Genomic DNA, 16,513 nt, shown 5'->3' on the forward strand with positions numbered 1-16,513 from the left:
TGCTTTGCCGGTCAGTCCTGTTCGGACGTGGTGAGTAGGCGGTTCACGCGCATGAGGACGTCGAACTGGGCTTCGTTGTAGAGGTCTTTCAGGGCCAGGGCGAGTGCCTGGGTCGCGCGCTGGGGGCCGACCGGTGAGTCGTCGACCGAGGCGAGGTTCGGGTAGGTGGCGTGCAGTTTCCGGACGTAGGGCAGGGCCCGTTCGGCCAGGTCGGCGCGGGTTTGCTCGTCGGCGTCGGCCGGGAGATTGTCGAATTCGGCCATCGTGGGGTCGCCGGGGCTCATGGAGGTCAGCATTTCGCGTAGCGAACCGAGTGCCGTCGGGCCGAGGACACGGTTCATGATGACGGTGTAGGCGCGGTCGGCTTCGCTGAATTCCGTGGTGACCGGGGCCAGGTCGGGTGGGAGATCGGTGGGTGTGCCCTGCCGGAGGATGAGGGCGAGTTCCATGCGGATGCGCTGGAGACGTTCGATGGTCGCGGCCAGTTCGGCGTCCAGGGCGAGCAGGGATTCGTGCGGGTATTCGTCATCCCCCATTCCGGCGATCCGCGACAGAGGTATGCCGAGATCGGACAGGCGTTTGATGCGCAGCACGCGCAACAGGTGAGAGACGCCGTAGCGTTTGTAGCCGTTGCTGCGGCGCTCGGGTTGTTCGAGGAGTCCGACATCGTGATAGTGCCGCACCGTCCGCACGCTGGTGCCGGCGAGTTCGGCGAGTTCACGAGTACTCCAGGACATGATCAGCTCCTCGGATCGGCTCTGCCGGCACGTGCGCGCCGAGCGGGTACTCCAGCGTGAACTGTGCCGCTACGGCATAGTCAAGTGTCCCGCGGTCGGCGTAGCGGGGCATATCGGATCCAGGGCGGCGGATCAGTGGGGCATCGGGATGAACTCGACCGATTCACCGTCTCGGGCGTCGGCAGGGACGACGACCAGGCCGTCCCGGTCGATCAATCCGCCCAGGTGGGCGGTGCGGATCGAGGTATCGCCGATCCAGCCGCCCGCCGGGGGCCCGGCATACCGGGCCGGGACGATCCGGGCCACCGGGCCGGCGATTTCGGCGGCATTGTGCAATGGCCCGATCAATTGCGGGGGTGGGGGTGCGCCGGTGCGGCCGGCGACGAGGGCCGGGGTCAGGGCCAGCAGGGTGGCGACCGCGGCGAACGGATTGCCCGGCAGGCCGAGAACTGTTGTTGTCGAATCTATTTCGGCCACGACCGTGGAACCGCCGGGGCGTAGGGACAGACGGGGGACCAGGATTCGGGATCCGGCGCGGTCGAGGGCACCGCGGAGCTGATCGGCGGCGCCACCGCCGGTCGCGCCCACCACGACGAGGAGATCGCAATCGGTGGCAGTCGCGAGAACCTGGTCGAAACCGTGGGCCGTATCGCGGAGATGGACCTGGTCGACGGTCCGCACGCCGTGTGGCTCGAGGAGCCCCGGCAGGACGGGGCCGATCGAATCCCGGGTCTGTCCGGCCTGCAGCGGGCCGGTGCTGCGGATTTCGTCACCGGTCATGACGATTCGGGCGCGGACCGGCCCGCGTACCGCCGCTGTGGTGACCTCGACCGCGGCGGCGGCCGAAATCAGCGCGAGGGTGACGGCGGTACCGGCCGGAGCGATCACGTCCCCGGGTGTGCGGTCCTCGCCACGGCGGCGGATATCGGAACGCTCCGGGGTTTCCGGGATCCGGTGCAGCCGGCCGTCGTACCGGGCGAATTCGTCGCGCAGGACCCGGGTCGTGCCGTCGGGAACCTGGGCGCCGGTGGCGATCCGTACCGCCTCGCCGGGGAGCAGGCCGTTCGGGCGCTGTCCGCCGGCGAAACCGATATCGGCGCGCAGCTCCCAGGGGCCGTCTCCACGGACGGCGTAACCGTCCATCGCCGAGACATCGAAGCGGGGCAGCGCGCCGAGCCCGGTGATCGGGGCGGCGAGTGCGGCGCCGCGCGCCGTACTCAGCGCACACTGATGTTCCGGTAACCGAGACAGGCTCTGGCACAGTATTTCTCGGGCCCGATCCAGCGGGAGAGGTGTGCTGTCAGCGGGTGTCCGGGTTTCGGCAGGCCGCGGGGTTTCGGCTCCGGAGATCGATATCCCGGAAGCACCGGGGGTGGAAACGTTCCGGGGGGACTCGGCCGCGAGCGGCCCGTGGTGGCCTGGGGTGCGGACCGGGGCGCCGGCGAGCGCCGCGCGGGCGGCGTCGAGATCGCCCGGCGTATCGCAATCGTCGACGCCGGCCAGCGCGACGATGTTCGTGTGCCGTGGCACCAGCGCTTTCATCGGCTGGTTGACCACGCTGCCGAGTTCACGCAGCCGGCCGGCGAGCGCCTCGTACCGCCACACGCCGATGAGATATTGCGGTCGTCCGGCGGCATCGGCGGCGAAAACGGCGTCGAAATCCGCACGGTGCCGGAGCACTTCGCCGATCACCGCATCGGTCAGGAACGGCAGGTCGGCGGCGAGAATCACCACGTGGGTGGGGAGCTCGTCCCCGAGGGCAGCCAGTCCGGCGGCGACTGCCGCCACCGGGCCGGAGCCGGGTTCGGGTTCGCGGGTCTGCACGATGGACGCGGCGAGGTCCGGGCGTGGTGGCCCCACCACCACGGTGCGCCCCAGCCCCGCTACCGCGGCCAGGGCGGTGTCGAGCATGGAACGCCCGCCGACGACGAGGCCCGGTTTGTCGACGCCACCCATACGGCTGGCCCGGCCCCCGGCGAGCACGATCACGTCCGGGGCGGGCGCAGAATTCGGCATACAGCTCATGCTATTCGCCGTCTGGGACGACGCGGCCGGTCGGTGGACCGGTCAGGAGAAGATGTGGCGTGCGGTGCGCAGGTCGACCCGCCCGTCCTCGACCGGTACCCCCTCGCTCATGAGCAGCCGGAGCTGTTTGCCGGCGAGGTGAGCCGCGGGTCGCCCGGAGGCGCCCAGCACCCGATGCCAGGGCAGATCGGCGGAATCGGTGCGCATGATCCAGCCCACTGTGCGCGGTGTGGACAACCCCGCCGCCGCGGCGATATCGCCGTAGGTGGCGACCTGTCCCGGCGGGATCGACGCGACCAGTTCGCGGACGCGTTCGATCTGCTCATCGGTGGTGACCATCGCCGGCCTACAGTGCCGCGCGGATCAGGGCCGCGGTCCGCTCCGGGAGGACCTGGGCGACCATATGCTCGCAGTCCCACTCCTCGACGGTGAGGTTCAGCCGATCGGCGAGCGCGGCCTGCACCGGCGCGGTGAGGAACGGTGGGTCGACTTTTGCTGCGCGCACCAGAACGGTCGGCAGGTCGGCCGGGGGCTTGGCGGCCTCCCTGGCCAGTTGACCCCAGTAGGCGACCAGTGCCGGCAGACTCACCCGCCACCCGACCCGTCCGTTCCCCGCCGGCACCAGATGTTCGTCGAGCTCGGCCTGCAAGACGGCGGGCTCGGCCGCCCCCCAGCCCGTGGCCAGCTTGTCCATCCGGGCCTCCTCGACGTCGGTGTAGTCCGGGGAATCAAGGGTGGCCCCGGCGAGGTCGTGCAGCCATGCCGGGTCCAGTGCGACGGCCGGGTCGAGCAGGACCAGCCCGCGGACCAGGCCGGGATGGCGTTCGGCCAGGTGCAGCGCGCAGGCGCCGCCGAACGAATGCGCCGCCACCACCACCGGTTCGTCGGTCTCCGCGGTGAGCAGCTCGGCGAGATCCGCCACGATCGTTTCGAAGTCCCAGGGCGGCAGCGCGGTGGAGCGGCCGTGTCCGCGCAGGTCGGGAGCGATCACTCGGACATCGGGCAGCAACCGGGCCAGGTCTGCCCAGCGTTTGCCGTGACCGGTGAGACCGTGCAGGGCGAGGAGCACCGGGCCGGTGGCCGGGCCGAATCGGTGAACATGCAGTGTGGACACGATGACATTCTTATCGTCGGGTCGCGCACCCGCAGCGCCCGCGGGTCCGGCGTGGTACCGGCGGTGTCGGCCCCGTCTGTTGCAATAGCGGTCGTGGTGCGTTCGGATAGGCCGGTGCGGCTGGTGCGCCGGAGAACATCGGCTCCCCGGGCTCGGACCTGGGGCGCTGGTATTCGCGCGCTGTTCGCCGGCCCGCCGGCAACCGGTACGCAACCCGGAACGGGCCGGTTGTGGCGGGTGCTCGGCGGTCCCGGCACCGGGAAGTCGGCGCTGCTGATCGATATCGCGGCGGCGCGGATTGCCGACGGCGCGGACCCGGAATCGGTGTTACTGCTCACCCACTCGAAGCGGGCCGCGTCCGCCGCGCGGGACGCGCTCACGGAGCGCCTGGCTTATTGGGACGTCTGCGCTCCCGTCTTCGCGAGCGGCCCGGACCCGGACGGCCCCGCCGATCTGGCGCTGTTTCCCCTCACCGGCCAGACGCCTACCGACCTGTCCGATACCGGGACCGACCCCGACCTGTTCGGGGCCGACCGGCAGCCTCTGCGGGTTGCCGGGCCCGGCGAGGGCGTCCCCGGAGCCGGTCACGACGCAGTTACCGGATCCGGTCCTGACGAGGCAGCCGGGGGAGCTGGTCCCGGCGCCGCCGCCAGCGAAGCCGACACGCATGCCGTCCCCGGGGCCGACCCCGGTGGGGGGGCCTGGTCCGACGTGGCGATCGCCGGGGCGACCCGCGAACCACTGGCCCGCACGATCCACTCGTACGCGTTCGGGATCCTGCGCCGGCAGGCGGCCCGGCACGGGAATCCGCCGCCGCGGCTGCTCACCGGTGCCGAACAGGACGCGGTGCTGCGGGAAATGCTGCGCGGCGACCTGACCGATATCGCCGCCGGAGCCGCTGACCTGTGGCCTCCGCGGCTCCAGCCCGCCCTGAGCCTGGCCGGTTTCGCGGACGAACTACGCGACCTCATGCTGCGTGCCGCCGAACGCGGCCTCGGCCCGGAAGATCTCATCGACCTGGGCCGGCGGCAGGACCGGCCGGACTGGGTGGCGGCCGGACGGTTCGCGCAGCGCTACGAACAGGCGATGCTGCTGCGCTGGTCGGTCGGGGTGGCGGCACCGGAGGCCTCGGCGCCCGCGCTGAACGCCGCGGAGCTGGTCGGGGCGGCACTGGACGCGCTGGCCGGTGACGCCGATCTGCTGGCCGCCGAACGCGCCCGGCTGCGCTGCCTGCTGGTCGACGACGCGCAGCATCTGGACCCGCAGGCCGCGATGCTGGTGCGGGTCCTCGCCGAAGGCGCCGGGACCACCGTGATCGCCGGGGATCCGGACCAGTCCGTCTATACCTTCCGCGGCGCCGACGCCCGATTCCTCACCGACCTGGAGGTCCCGGCGGCGCGGCGCATCGTGCTGCACACCAACCACCGTTCGGGTCCCGCCGTCCATACGGCCGCCGCGCGGATCGCGTCCCGCCTGCCCGGCAGCGCCGCGCATCGCACCACCCTCGCCGACCTGGGTCCCGCGGAGCGCGGCGAACAGGAGCCGGAGTCATCCGGACCGGTCGCGCAGGTCCGGGTGCGGGTGCTCGGCAGCCCGGCCAAGGAGGCTTCGCTGATCGCGGACCAGTTGCGGCGTGCCCACCTCACCGAAGGTGTGCCGTGGTCGCAGATGGCGGTGATCGTACGGTCGGTGCCGCTGCTGCTACCACCCCTGCGCCGGGCGCTGCTAGCCGCCGGGGTGCCGGTCCGGCAGCCGGTGAACGACACCCCGCTGGCCCGCCGGCGCGGCGCCTCCTGGATGTTGCTCGCGCTGCGCGCCGTGCTCGCGAGCGAGCCCGCACGCCGGGGAAGTGGATCCACCGGATCGCTGTTCGGCCCCGACGACGCGCTGGACCTGCTGGGCGGTCCGCTGGGCGGCGCCGATCAGATCAGCCTGCGCCGGCTGCGCCGCGGTATCCGGCGCACCACCCTGGAACTCGCCCGGACCACGCCGGAACCCGCCGATCCGGCTCCGAATTCGGCCGGCCCGCCCGAACCGTGGGGCGACTCGCCCGAACCGTGGGACGACCCGCCGCCGGATCCCGAGTCACCGCAGGCACAACGCCCGGACGACTTCCCGGACCACGATCCGTACCGCGACGCCGATCGCCATGCCGCGGACGCGGAGTGGTTCGGCCTGGACGACGACTACTTCGCCACCGATCGCTGGGACGGCCTTCCACCGGAACCTCCGGACGAGGAGGACGAACTTCCGCCCGACCCCGCCGAGCTGGGCCCGAACGCCGACCCAGGACGCGATATCGCCGGCCGGCCCGGCCCGGATCGCAACGTGACCACAGGACATGTGCCCGTTGTCGTCTCTTCCTCGAGTGGCGATGGCGCTGCCGAGCGTGCGCCCGGACCGACAGCCTCGGCTACGCCTCCGGGCGTGATCACCGGCCGGCCGGTGCCGGTCACCGAGCCAGGTGCTGAGGAATCAGCGCACGCCCTGCGCACTGTCCGATCCGTCGGTGGAGACAGCCGTGTGGGTGTGCGCTCGACCTCCGCCGATCGTGATGGTGGGGCGGGCGCTGTCCGCGGGGACGACTCCGGCGGCACCGCGCCTGTGGAGGTCGCCGGTCCGGTCGCCGACCTCCCCTCGATGGACGTTCTGCGGGAACTGCTTCTCGGTGCGGGCGACGAACGGATCCTCGCTGGGCTCACGGACGTCGAGGTCGCACCGCTGAACCGGGCGGTGCGCGCCCTGGACCGTGCCCGCCGGGTCCGGCGCGACGGCGGCAGCGTCGAGGATGTGCTGTGGGCGTTGTGGACCGGGTCGCGGCTGGAGAAACGCTGGCTGGCGCAATCCGAGCGCGGAGGCGCGGCCGGAATGCAGGCCGACCGGGATCTCGACGCCGCGGTCGCGTTGTTCGACGCCGCCGCCGGTTACACCGACCGGCTGCCCGGCGCGACCATCGAGGGGTTCGTGGAATACCTGACCCAGCAGCAGATCGCGCAGGACCGGGCGACGCCCTCGCGGCAGGACGAAGCCATCGATCTGCTGAGCGCGCACGCGGCCGCCGGGCGGGAATGGGAGGTCGTCGCGGTCGCCGGGGTGCAGGAGGGGATCTGGCCCGATCCGCGCCCGCGGGGCACCCTGTTGCAGACCGAGGCCCTGGTCGATCATGTCGCCGGGATCACCGAGCGGGTCAGTCGCAGCGCACCGATTCTGGCCGAGGAACGCCGGTTGCTGTTCCTCGCGTGTAGCCGGGCGCGGCGATCACTGCTGGTCACCGCGGTCGAATCGGTGACCGGGGAGCGGGATCTGGTGCCGTCACGGTTCCTGGCCGAACTGCTCGGCGGCGAATCCGACGGGGAACCCGGCGCGCTCCCGGTCGCCGAGCCGGGCCGGGTGCTCGCGCTGCACGCGCTGGTGGCCGAGTTGCGTGCGGCCGTCAGCGATCCGGGCGCGGGCGACGAACGGCGGCGCCGTGCCGCCGGCCAGCTGGCCCGTCTCGCCCTGGCAGGGATACCCGGTACCGCCCCCGGTGACTGGTACGGCGTCGCCGAACTCAGCACCACCGAAACACTGTGGGACGACGACGGCCCGATCGCCCTGTCTCCCTCGACGGTCGAACTGCTGCGCACCTGCCCCCTGCGGTGGGCGCTGGAACGGCACGGCGGATCGGACGGGGACAACCCGCATGCCGTCAAGGGCACACTCGTGCACACCCTGGTCCAAGCGCTGGCCGGCCGGGTTCCGCTCGACCAGGTGCGGTCCGAGCTCGCCCGCAGCTGGGTGAGTATCGACCCGGACTCCAGCTGGCACTCCCGCCAGGAGCTGCGTCGTACCGAGGCCATGCTGGACGCGTTCGTCGCGTGGGTGCGCAGTACCCGCGCCGAACTCACCCAGGCCGGTATCGAAGTAGCCGTCGACTGCGTGCTGCCCGGCGGCGACCGCGGACCCGACGTCCGGATCCGCGGCCGGATCGACCGGCTGGAACGGGACGCCCACGGCCGGTTCGTGATCGTCGATGTGAAAACGGGAAAGAACCCGGTCAGCGAGGCCGACGCCGCGCAGCACGCGCAGCTGGCCACCTACCAGGTCGCGGCCGCGGCGGGCGCGCTGGACGATACCGCCGCGGACCCCGAACCCGGCGGCGCCCGGCTGGTGTACGTCGGGCTCCCGGCGGCCAGCGGGGTCGCGAAGGAACGCGCCCAGCCGGCGCTCGACGCCGAAGCGCTCGATACCTGGCGCGAGACCATCCATACGGCCGCCGCGAGTACCGCGGGCCCCGGTTTCCTGGCCATTCGCAACGACGGCTGCCGCCACTGCGCGGTGCGCAACAGCTGCCCGGTCCAGGACGCCGGGCGTCAGGTGACCGACGAGTGAGCGCCCGGGTCACACCGGGGCACCTGGCCGACGCGCTCGGTCTGCCCCAGCCGACCGCGGAACAGGCCGCGGTGATCGCCGCGCCGCCGGGCCCGATGCTGGTGGTGGCGGGTGCCGGGGCGGGGAAAACCGAGACGATGGCGGCCCGGGTCGTCTGGATGGTGGCCAACCGTCTCGTCACACCGGAGGAGGTCCTCGGCCTCACGTTCACCCGTAAGGCCGCCCAGCAGCTGACCGCCCGGATCCGTACCCGGCTGGCCCGGCTGGCCGGATCCCGGCTGCTGCGCGATCTCGACCCTACCGGCGAGCTGCGCACCACCCTGACCGGTGCGGAGCCCGAGATCAGTACCTACCACTCCTATGCGGGCCGCCTGCTGAGCGAGCACGGGCTGCTGCTGCCGGTGGAGCCGTCGGCGGCACTGCTCACCGAAACCCAGCTGTGGCAGCTCGCGCATCAGGTAGTCCGTACCTGGGACGGTGACCTCGACACCGACCGGTCCCCGCTGACCGTCACCGAGGCGGTGCTCGCGCTGTCCGGGCAGCTCGCCGAGCATCTGGTGGAACCCGAGCAGCTGGCCGAGGCCCATACCGAGCTGGAAAAACTCGTCCACACCCTGCCGCCCGGCCCGCGCCAGCGCGGCGGCCCGAACAAGGAGCTGCTGGGAATTCTGCGCGCCCAGCGGGAACGGGTCGCGCTGCTGCCCCTGGTCCGGCAGCTCCGCGAGACACTGCACCAGCGCGGGGCGCTCGATTTCGGGGCGCAGATGTCGCTGGCGGCGCGGCTGGCCGCGGAACATCGTGAGGTCGCGGTTGCGGAGCGTGCGCGTTTCCGGCTGGTACTGCTCGACGAATACCAGGACACCGGTCATGCGCAGCGCATCCTGCTCTCCGCGCTGTTCGGCGCCGGGTATGCGGCCGAGCGCAGCGGTCCGCGGCGCACCGAACCCAGACCGCCGGCGGTGACCGCGGTCGGCGACCCCATGCAGTCGATCTACGGCTGGCGCGGCGCGTCGGCGGCGAACCTGCCCCGGTTCACCACCGATTTCCCGGAGGCGCCGAACCAGCCGGCACCGGTGCTTCCGCTGCTCACCAGCTGGCGCAATCCGCCGGAGGCACTCCAGCTGGCCAACCTGGTCGTCGAACCACTACGCGCCGCGGCCCGCGCGAGCGGCGGGGTCACGGTGGACCCGTTGCGGGCGAAACCCGATGCCGAAACCGGCGATCTCGCCCTCGCACTGTGTCCCACGGTCGCCGATGAACGTCGCTGGATCGCCGAGCGTATCGCCGCCGAATGGACGCGGGCTCATGAAGCGCAGCGGCCCCCGCCCACCTCCGCGGTCCTGATCCGCCGTAACGCCGATGCCGCGGAACTCGCGGAACAGTTACGCGCCCAGGGCTTACCGGTGGAGATCGTCGGCCTCGGTGGGCTGCTGGCTACCCCGGAGGTCGCCGATATTGTCGCCACCCTGCGGCTGATCGCCGATCCCGCGGCCGGGAGCGCGGCCGTGCGGATCCTCACCGGCGCCCGCTGGCGGCTCGGGGTGGCCGACCTGTCCGCACTGGCCCGGCGGGCCCGGGAGCTGTCGATCGGCCATGACCCCGGTGGCGATATCACCGATTCCGCGACCCTGGCCGCCGCGCTACGGGAGGTGGCTCCCGAACCCGCCGAGCGGGCCGGCTTGGCCGATGCCATCGCCGATCCCGGTCCACCGCAACGGTATTCGTCCGCCGGATATCGCCGCATCACCGTCTTGGGCCGGGAGCTGGCGATGCTGCGGGAACGAGCCGGGCAGCCGCTGACCGAACTGGTCGCCGATGTGGAGCGCACCCTCGGGGTCGGTGTCGAGGCCCAGGCGCGCCGCGCCCTGGCCGGGTCGGGTGCCGGGCGCGAACATCTCGACGCCTTCGCCGAAGTCGTCGCCGGCTACGCGAACGACACCGGGGCCACCCTCGGCGGTCTGCTCGCCTTCCTCGCGGCCGCGGAATCCGTGGAGAACGGCCTGGAACCCGGGGAAGTGGAGGTCGCGCCGGACCGTGTCCAAGTGCTCACCGTGCACGCGGCCAAAGGGCTGGAATGGGAGGTGGTCGCGGTACCTCATGTCACCCGGGATGTGTTCCCGTCGACCCGCGGGGTGAACACTTGGCTGGGTGCGCTGGCCGAACTGCCGACCGCACTGCGCGGTGACCGCGCCACCGCCGATTCGCCGGATGGGGTCCCGGTGCTGGATCTGTCCGATTGCACCGACCGCGCCGACCTGCAGCGCTGTCTGACCGCGCACAAACAAGCCCTGCAGCGGCGCCGGCTGGACGAGGACCGGCGGCTCTTCTACGTCGCATTGACCAGGACCGAACGTGTGCTCCTGGTATCGGCTCACCACTGGCCCGAATCCGGGGACAAACCCAAGGGCCCCTCGGAGTTCCTGCTCGAACTCAGCGCCGCCGCCGAACTGCCGGACAGCGGCGTGCAGATCGCGCACTGGGCGCCGGAACCGGAACCGGGCGAACCCAACCCGCTGGCCACGACCCCTGATACCGCGCCCTGGCCCGACGACCCGCTGGGTGCCCGCCGCGTTCATATCGAGCAGGGCGCCGCGCTGGTCCACAGTGCCCTTGCCGCACTGGCCGCCGGTGAGCCGGAATCGGAATCGGAATCGGAATCGGACGACGATCCGGACGGCTGGATCGCCGATGTCGATGCCCTGCTGGCCGAATACCGGTCCGGTGCGGCCACTGTCGCCGAGGTGGCACTGCCCAGCCAGCTGCCCGCCACGGCCCTGGTCGAAATGCGCGCCGACCCCGGCAAACTCGCGGCCCGGCTGCGTCGCCCACTGCCGTATCCGCCCAATCCGCTGGCCCGCCGCGGCACCGCATTCCACGCCTGGGTGCAGCGCTGGTTCGCCACCGATCAGCTGCCCGGCCTCGACGATCTGCCGGGCGCGGCCGACGCCGGCGCCGCGGCCGACGCCGAACTGGCCCGGATGCAAGAGGCTTTCCTGTCCTCCCGCTGGTCCGTGCGCCGCCCGCTGGAGATCGAGGTGCCGTTCGAGACCACCCTCGCCGGCATCGTCATCCGCGGCCGGATGGACGCTGTCTTCGCCGAACCCGGCGGCCGCTGGACCGTGGTGGACTGGAAGACCGGCGCCGAACCCGGCCCCGCCGACGAACCGGCGGTCGCGATGCAGCTGGCGGTGTACCGAGTGGCCTGGGCCCGCCTGCTGGCGGCTCGCACGGGGGAAAGCGAGGAGCAGGTGCTGCGCCGAGTCGGCGCAGCGTTCCACTATGTGCGCAGCGGTCGCACGGTCGCCCCGGATCGATTGCCCGGCCCGGACGAACTCACGGCGCTGCTCACGGAGACGACCGCGGACAACGCGGGGCAGACCGGGGAGAACGGTCGGCAGCCTTGACCGGGTCCGGAATGCCCGCTGCGGTGCGGCTCCGATATTTGCGGCCACAGCGGCGGACATGGGGAATACCGGCCGACTGCGACGGCCGGTGCGATGCCGAGAACGGGGCTTGCGGCCGCGCCGCCGGCGAGCACCGCGCGGGCTGCGGCCCGGTCAGCGCCGCGGTGTCCGGCGGCTCACCGCCAGCGCTTGGGTGATCAACGGCAGTTGCAGAGGCAGGCGCAGCACCGAGATCAGCTTCAGCGCCCACGGCGCTTTCGGGTTGCTCACCGAATCCGCCGTGTGCTGAATATTGGCAGGGAACACCGCGATGAACAGCAGCGCTGCCAGCCGGCCGCCGAGCCGCCGGGTCCGTGGGATCAACAAGGTGGTCCCCACGCCGATTTCGGCCACGCCGGACCAGTAGGTATAGGAGCGCGCCTTCCCGGGCAGCTGGGCGGGAACGATGGAATCGAAGAATTTGGGCGTCACGAAATGCAGGACCCCGGCGCCCAGGAGGAGCGCGGCCAGCCGCAGCGCGGGGGTGCGGCCGGAATCGGTGGTACCGGTGGGTGTATCGACTGCCATGCCGTCACCCTAATCGGCTCGGTGAGACAAATCCCATCCGATCGACGCAGCGGAGGCGCGGCCATCTGCGGACCACACATGCCGGTGCGAGAGGTGGAGGTACGCGGGAGGCCGTCGCCTGCGGCCATATGGGAGGTTGCGGCGGCACCGTAGACGAAGACCAGCCCGGCATTCACTCGGCCGAGCGCCGGGCGCGCGACCGACTCGACGGCGGGCGAGCGGGTAGGCTCCCGAGCTGTGTCGGAGGGACTGAGGGTGACGGATACCCGGAGTGGCCGGTGGTAGCCCCGGTGAGCGCCCGGTTCGCCCAGCTGGGTGGGCGGGGGCGGCTGGGCGGTGGGCCCGAGCGCCCGGACTTCGCGCTGGTCGGATTGCTGCGCATCCCGGAGGTACAGAACAGCCCCTGGATCTCGCTCAGCCGCCGGGTGTTCTTCGCGATCGGATTGCTGTGTACCGCCGCGATGGTCGTCTATCTCGGCCGTAGCGGTTACAACGACAACGCCGACGGTTCGGTGAGCCTGCTCGATGCGTTCTATTACGCGACCGTGTCGCTGTCCACGACCGGTTACGGCGATATCGCCCCGGTCACCGACTCGGCCCGGCTGGTGAACATCTTCGTCATCACCCCGCTGCGCGTGCTGTTCCTCATCGTCCTGGTCGGCACCACCCTGGCGGTGCTCACCGAACGTTCCCGCCAGGCCTTGAAGATCCAGCGTTGGAGGCGCACCGTGCGTAATCACACCGTCGTCGTCGGGTACGGCACCAAGGGCCGCACCGCTATCGACGCCATGCTCGGGGACGGCGTGCAGCCCGCCGATATCGTCGTCGTCGATACCGACGCGGTGAGCCTGGAGGCGGCCTCGACCGCGGGTCTGGTCACCGTGCACGGGACGGCCACCCAATCCGATGTGCTGCGACTGGCCGGCGTGCAGAACGCCGCCTCGGTGATCGTCGCCACCAACCGGGACGACACCGCGGTCCTGGTCACGCTCACCGCCCGGGAACTCACCAAGAAGGCCAAGATCGTCGCCTCGATCCGGGAATCGGAGAACACCCACCTGCTGCGCCAATCCGGCGCCGATTCGGTTGTGGTGTCCTCGGAGACCACCGGCCGGCTGCTCGGTATCGCCACCACGACGCCGAGCGTTGTGGAGATGATGGAGGATCTGCTCACGCCCGAGCACGGTTTCGCGGTCGCCGAACGTGAGGTCGAACCCGGCGAGGTCGGCGGTTCCCCGCGTCATCTCAGCGATATCGTGCTCGGCGTGGTGCGTGCCGGTGAGCTGATCAGGGTCGGTGATCCGACGGTCGACGCGCTGGAAACCGGGGACAAACTGCTGTACATCCGCCGGGCTCGCTGACCCCGGCGCGTCGCTCATCGGGCCGCGATAGTCTCGGGACGTGTCGGTATTCGAGCTCAACCAGATCCCTCTGTTGTCCCGTTCGGCGCTCGACCGCGCCGATCACCTGCGCGACGAGGCGCACGCGCTGAAGGAAGGCTGGGCCACCGCCCGGCTGCTCCGGGTCGGCCGGCGCGGTGCGGTGCGTTACGAATCGGGGGCGCTGGTGTGGGAGCCCGCCACGGATCTGTCGGCCGAACCGAGCCCGGACGCCGTTTTCCTGGGTGTCCGCGACAGTGTGCATCTGTGGGCGGTGCGCGACCGTGAGCTCGCCGGTGAACTGCGGGATCTGCGTCAGCTGGCCGATACCTCGATCGACGATTTCACCGCCGGTGTCCTCTCCACCGCGCTCGCCCTGATCAACTGGCATGCGGGCGCCGTGTTCCACGGTGCGGACGGTAGCCCCACCGTGACCGCGAAGGCCGGATGGTCCCGGGTCACCGAGGACGGACGCGAGGACTTCCCGCGCACCGATCCGGCGGTGATCTGCCTGATCCACGACGGTGCCGACCGGGTGCTGCTGGCGCGTCAGCACAGCTGGCCGCCGACCATGTTCTCGTTGCTGGCCGGTTTCGTCGAGGCCGGGGAATCGCTCGAACGCTGCGTCGAGCGGGAGATGCGCGAGGAGGTCGGACTCGACGTCCGCGATATCCGCTATCTGGGCAGTCAGCCGTGGCCGTTCCCGCGGTCGCTGATGCTCGGTTTCGCTGCGCTCGCCGATCCCGGGCAGCCGCTGGTGTTCTCCGACGGCGAGATCGCCGAAGCCCACTGGTTCACCCGCGACGAGGTGCGCACGGCGTTGGCGGCCGGTGGCTGGCCGGCCCGTCCGGGAGCGGGTCTGGATGCCGGTGCCGGCAGTGAGACGAACACACTGCTGTTGCCGGGGTCGGTGTCCATCGCCCGCACGATCGTGGAATCCTGGGCCGCCGCCGACGATTCCCCCCTGGGTTGAGCGGTGCACCGGACGTGCCCCATGTTCACCGAGCGCGAAGCCGCCCCGGGGTGGCGGACCGGCCGGTTCGTCGCGCCTACTATGGACAACATGCAGCTTCACGATGCGCCGGCCGGCCGGTTCGGTTCGCGCGCGCTCCCCGGACACCGCCCGGACGTCGTCCCGGCGGGTGAGCCGGCATGCGGCCGATCCGGTGCGGAGGAGACGGTATGAGCGATTACCCGTTCGGATTCTCGCAGGGCGGCGAGGACGACGATCGTCACCGCGGTGACAAGCCGGGTGGCGGCAACGATCCGCTGGGTTTCGGGGCGGGCGGCGCCGGCTTCGATCCCGCGGCGCTGGGCCAGATGCTCACCTCGCTGGGCCAGATGCTCAGCGGTATGGGGCAGGGCGTGACCGGCGGTGGCTCCGGTCCGGTGAACTACGACGTGGCCAAGCAGCTGGCGCGCCAGCAGCTGGGTAAAACCGTTACTCCGGTCTCCAGCGGGAGTGCCGCCGCGGTCGCCGACGCGGCCCATCTGGCCGAACTGTGGCTCGACGATGCGACGACCTTCCCGGCCGGCGCGACGAGCACGGTCGCCTGGACCGCCAATGACTGGATCGAGAAAACGCTGCCCACCTGGCAGCGCCTGTGTGACCCCGTCGCCCAGCAGATATCCGGGATGTGGACCGCCGGGTTGCCGGAGGAAGCCCGCGAAATGGCCGGGCCCATGATGGGGATGCTGGGCCAGATGGGCGGGCTCGCCTTCGGTTCGCAGCTGGGCCAGGCCCTGGGGCAGCTCGCCAAAGAGGTCCTGACCGGCACCGATATCGGACTGCCGCTGGGCCCGGCCGGAACGGCCGCCCTGCTGCCCGCCGCGATCTCGCAGTTCAGCGAGGGGCTGGAACAGCCGGAGAGCGAGATCATGGTGTTCCTCGCTGCCCGCGAGGTCGCGCATCAGCGGTTGTTCGTGCATGTCCCGTGGCTGCGGCAACAGGTTCTCGGTGCCGTCGAGGACTACGCGCGCGGGATCACGATGGACTTCTCCGCGCTCGAGGAAGCGGCCCGTGACCTCGACCCCTCGGCGCTGACGGATCCGAGCAAGCTCGAGGAGATTCTCGCCCAGGGCAGTTTCGAACCGCAGACCACACCGGAGCAGAAACAGGCACTGGATCGGCTGGAGACCCTACTCGCTCTGATCGAGGGCTGGGTCCAGGTGGTGGTGTCCGCGGCGGTCGGTGAACGGCTGCCCGGAGCCGGCGCACTGGCCGAGACACTGCGGCGCCGCCGCGCCACCGGTGGCCCCGCCGAGCAGACCTTCGCGACACTGGTCGGCCTGGAACTGCGCCCGCGCAAGCTGCGTGAGGCCGCCACACTGTGGCAGCGGTTGACCGACGATGCCGGTATCGCCGCGCGCGACGGTGTCTGGGCGCACCCCGATCTGCTACCGGACGCCGCGGATCTCGACGTCCCCGCCGCGTTCATCGATTCGGTGATCGGCGGCGGCGCGGGCGCCTTCGACGACCCGATGGCGCAGCTGGCCGCCACCGAGGCCGCGGAACGCGCACAGGCCGATGCGGGCGGTGCGGCGAATTCCGGCGATCAGGACGCGGACGAATCGGGCCCGGAGGAGCCGCGGCCCGGCAAGGAGTAACCGAACCACGAACCGGACGGTCGCTCCCGGCCCCGCAACCCTCCACGTGCTGCCCGCAAAAGGGGCGCTGTCCGGCCGGGTCGGAGGACTGCCCGGCGCGGCCTGAGGTAGGTGCTTCCGGGGCGGCCGCGGTATCCGGCCGTCCTGTACGGTGTCCGGCGCACGTGGGCCCGCAGCGGTGCACTTGTGCCGCCCGCGTGCCCCACTTGTGCCGAAGGCGTTCGGTGCATGAGGCCCGCAGCGGTGCACTCTCCTGCCGCCCCGCGCGCCGCACTGTGTGCCGAATTCGCGCCGACCTCTCTAGTGATG

Annotated in this window: 10 protein-coding genes; 5 read left to right on the plus strand and 5 right to left on the minus strand. The window is 71.5% G+C overall.

All coding sequences use genetic code 11. The features are described from left to right. Positions 1 to 11: 11 nt before the first annotated feature. From ACIA75_RS30475 to ACIA75_RS30490, 4 genes are all read right to left on the minus strand, one after another. Positions 12 to 737: a MerR family transcriptional regulator gene (locus tag ACIA75_RS30475; protein WP_397110106.1), complete on the minus strand. Its 726-nt coding sequence runs from the start codon at positions 735 to 737 to the stop codon at positions 12 to 14. A 132-nt stretch (positions 738 to 869) separates the two neighbouring features. Beyond that, complete coding sequence (locus ACIA75_RS30480; protein WP_397110108.1) at positions 870 to 2,753, minus strand: NTP transferase domain-containing protein; 1,884 nt, start codon at positions 2,751 to 2,753, stop codon at positions 870 to 872. Positions 2,754 to 2,804: 51 nt separating this feature from the next. Further along, positions 2,805 to 3,101, minus strand: a complete 297-nt coding sequence (locus ACIA75_RS30485) for an MGMT family protein (protein WP_397110110.1) — start codon at positions 3,099 to 3,101, stop codon at positions 2,805 to 2,807. Between the two features lie 7 nt (positions 3,102 to 3,108). After that, complete coding sequence (locus tag ACIA75_RS30490) at positions 3,109 to 3,876, minus strand: alpha/beta fold hydrolase (RefSeq protein WP_397110112.1); 768 nt, start codon at positions 3,874 to 3,876, stop codon at positions 3,109 to 3,111. Between the two features lie 171 nt (positions 3,877 to 4,047). Here ACIA75_RS30490 and ACIA75_RS30495 point away from each other — a divergent pair, with 171 nt between their 5' ends. Both ACIA75_RS30495 and ACIA75_RS30500 read left to right on the plus strand, forming a co-directional pair. Next, entirely contained in the window at positions 4,048 to 8,247 is a 4,200-nt protein-coding gene (locus ACIA75_RS30495; protein WP_397110359.1) for a PD-(D/E)XK nuclease family protein, read from the plus strand. After that, positions 8,244 to 11,651, plus strand: coding sequence for a UvrD-helicase domain-containing protein (locus tag ACIA75_RS30500; RefSeq protein ID WP_397110114.1), 3,408 nt, complete (start codon positions 8,244 to 8,246; stop codon positions 11,649 to 11,651). Before ACIA75_RS30495 ends, ACIA75_RS30500 begins: the two co-directional genes overlap by 4 nt. A gap of 153 nt (positions 11,652 to 11,804) precedes the next feature. Here the strand turns inward: ACIA75_RS30500 and ACIA75_RS30505 are convergent, their stop codons facing one another. Next, positions 11,805 to 12,218, minus strand: a complete 414-nt coding sequence (locus ACIA75_RS30505) for a hypothetical protein (RefSeq protein WP_397110116.1) — start codon at positions 12,216 to 12,218, stop codon at positions 11,805 to 11,807. A 290-nt stretch (positions 12,219 to 12,508) separates the two neighbouring features. Between ACIA75_RS30505 and ACIA75_RS30510 the strand changes: the two genes are divergently transcribed. The 3 genes from ACIA75_RS30510 to ACIA75_RS30520 all read left to right on the plus strand — a co-directional run bounded on the left by ACIA75_RS30510 (position 12,509) and on the right by ACIA75_RS30520 (position 16,204). Continuing rightward, complete coding sequence (locus ACIA75_RS30510) at positions 12,509 to 13,579, plus strand: potassium channel family protein (RefSeq protein WP_397110118.1); 1,071 nt, start codon at positions 12,509 to 12,511, stop codon at positions 13,577 to 13,579. A 40-nt stretch (positions 13,580 to 13,619) separates the two neighbouring features. Next, positions 13,620 to 14,570 carry an NAD(+) diphosphatase gene (gene nudC / locus ACIA75_RS30515; RefSeq protein WP_397110120.1) on the plus strand — a complete coding sequence of 317 codons (951 nt, stop codon included), beginning with the start codon at positions 13,620 to 13,622 and terminating at the stop codon, positions 14,568 to 14,570. Between the two features lie 209 nt (positions 14,571 to 14,779). After that, positions 14,780 to 16,204 carry a zinc-dependent metalloprotease gene (locus ACIA75_RS30520; protein ID WP_397110123.1) on the plus strand — a complete coding sequence of 475 codons (1,425 nt, stop codon included), beginning with the start codon at positions 14,780 to 14,782 and terminating at the stop codon, positions 16,202 to 16,204. The last annotated feature ends 309 nt before the right edge of the window (positions 16,205 to 16,513 follow it).

The organism is Nocardia sp. NPDC051750 (genome assembly GCF_044453135.1).
In the GTDB taxonomy this organism is placed as follows: Bacteria; Actinomycetota; Actinomycetes; order Mycobacteriales; family Mycobacteriaceae; genus Nocardia.

Coding starts and splice junctions, on each gene's coding strand:
- ACIA75_RS30520 (WP_397110123.1), top strand. CDS start 14,780: ATGAGCGATTACCCGTTCGGATTCTCGCAGGGCGGCGAGGACGACGAT.
- ACIA75_RS30485 (WP_397110110.1), bottom strand. CDS start 3,101: ATGGTCACCACCGATGAGCAGATCGAACGCGTCCGCGAACTGGTCGCG.
- ACIA75_RS30505 (WP_397110116.1), bottom strand. CDS start 12,218: ATGGCAGTCGATACACCCACCGGTACCACCGATTCCGGCCGCACCCCC.
- ACIA75_RS30480 (WP_397110108.1), bottom strand. CDS start 2,753: ATGCCGAATTCTGCGCCCGCCCCGGACGTGATCGTGCTCGCCGGGGGC.
- ACIA75_RS30475 (WP_397110106.1), bottom strand. CDS start 737: ATGTCCTGGAGTACTCGTGAACTCGCCGAACTCGCCGGCACCAGCGTG.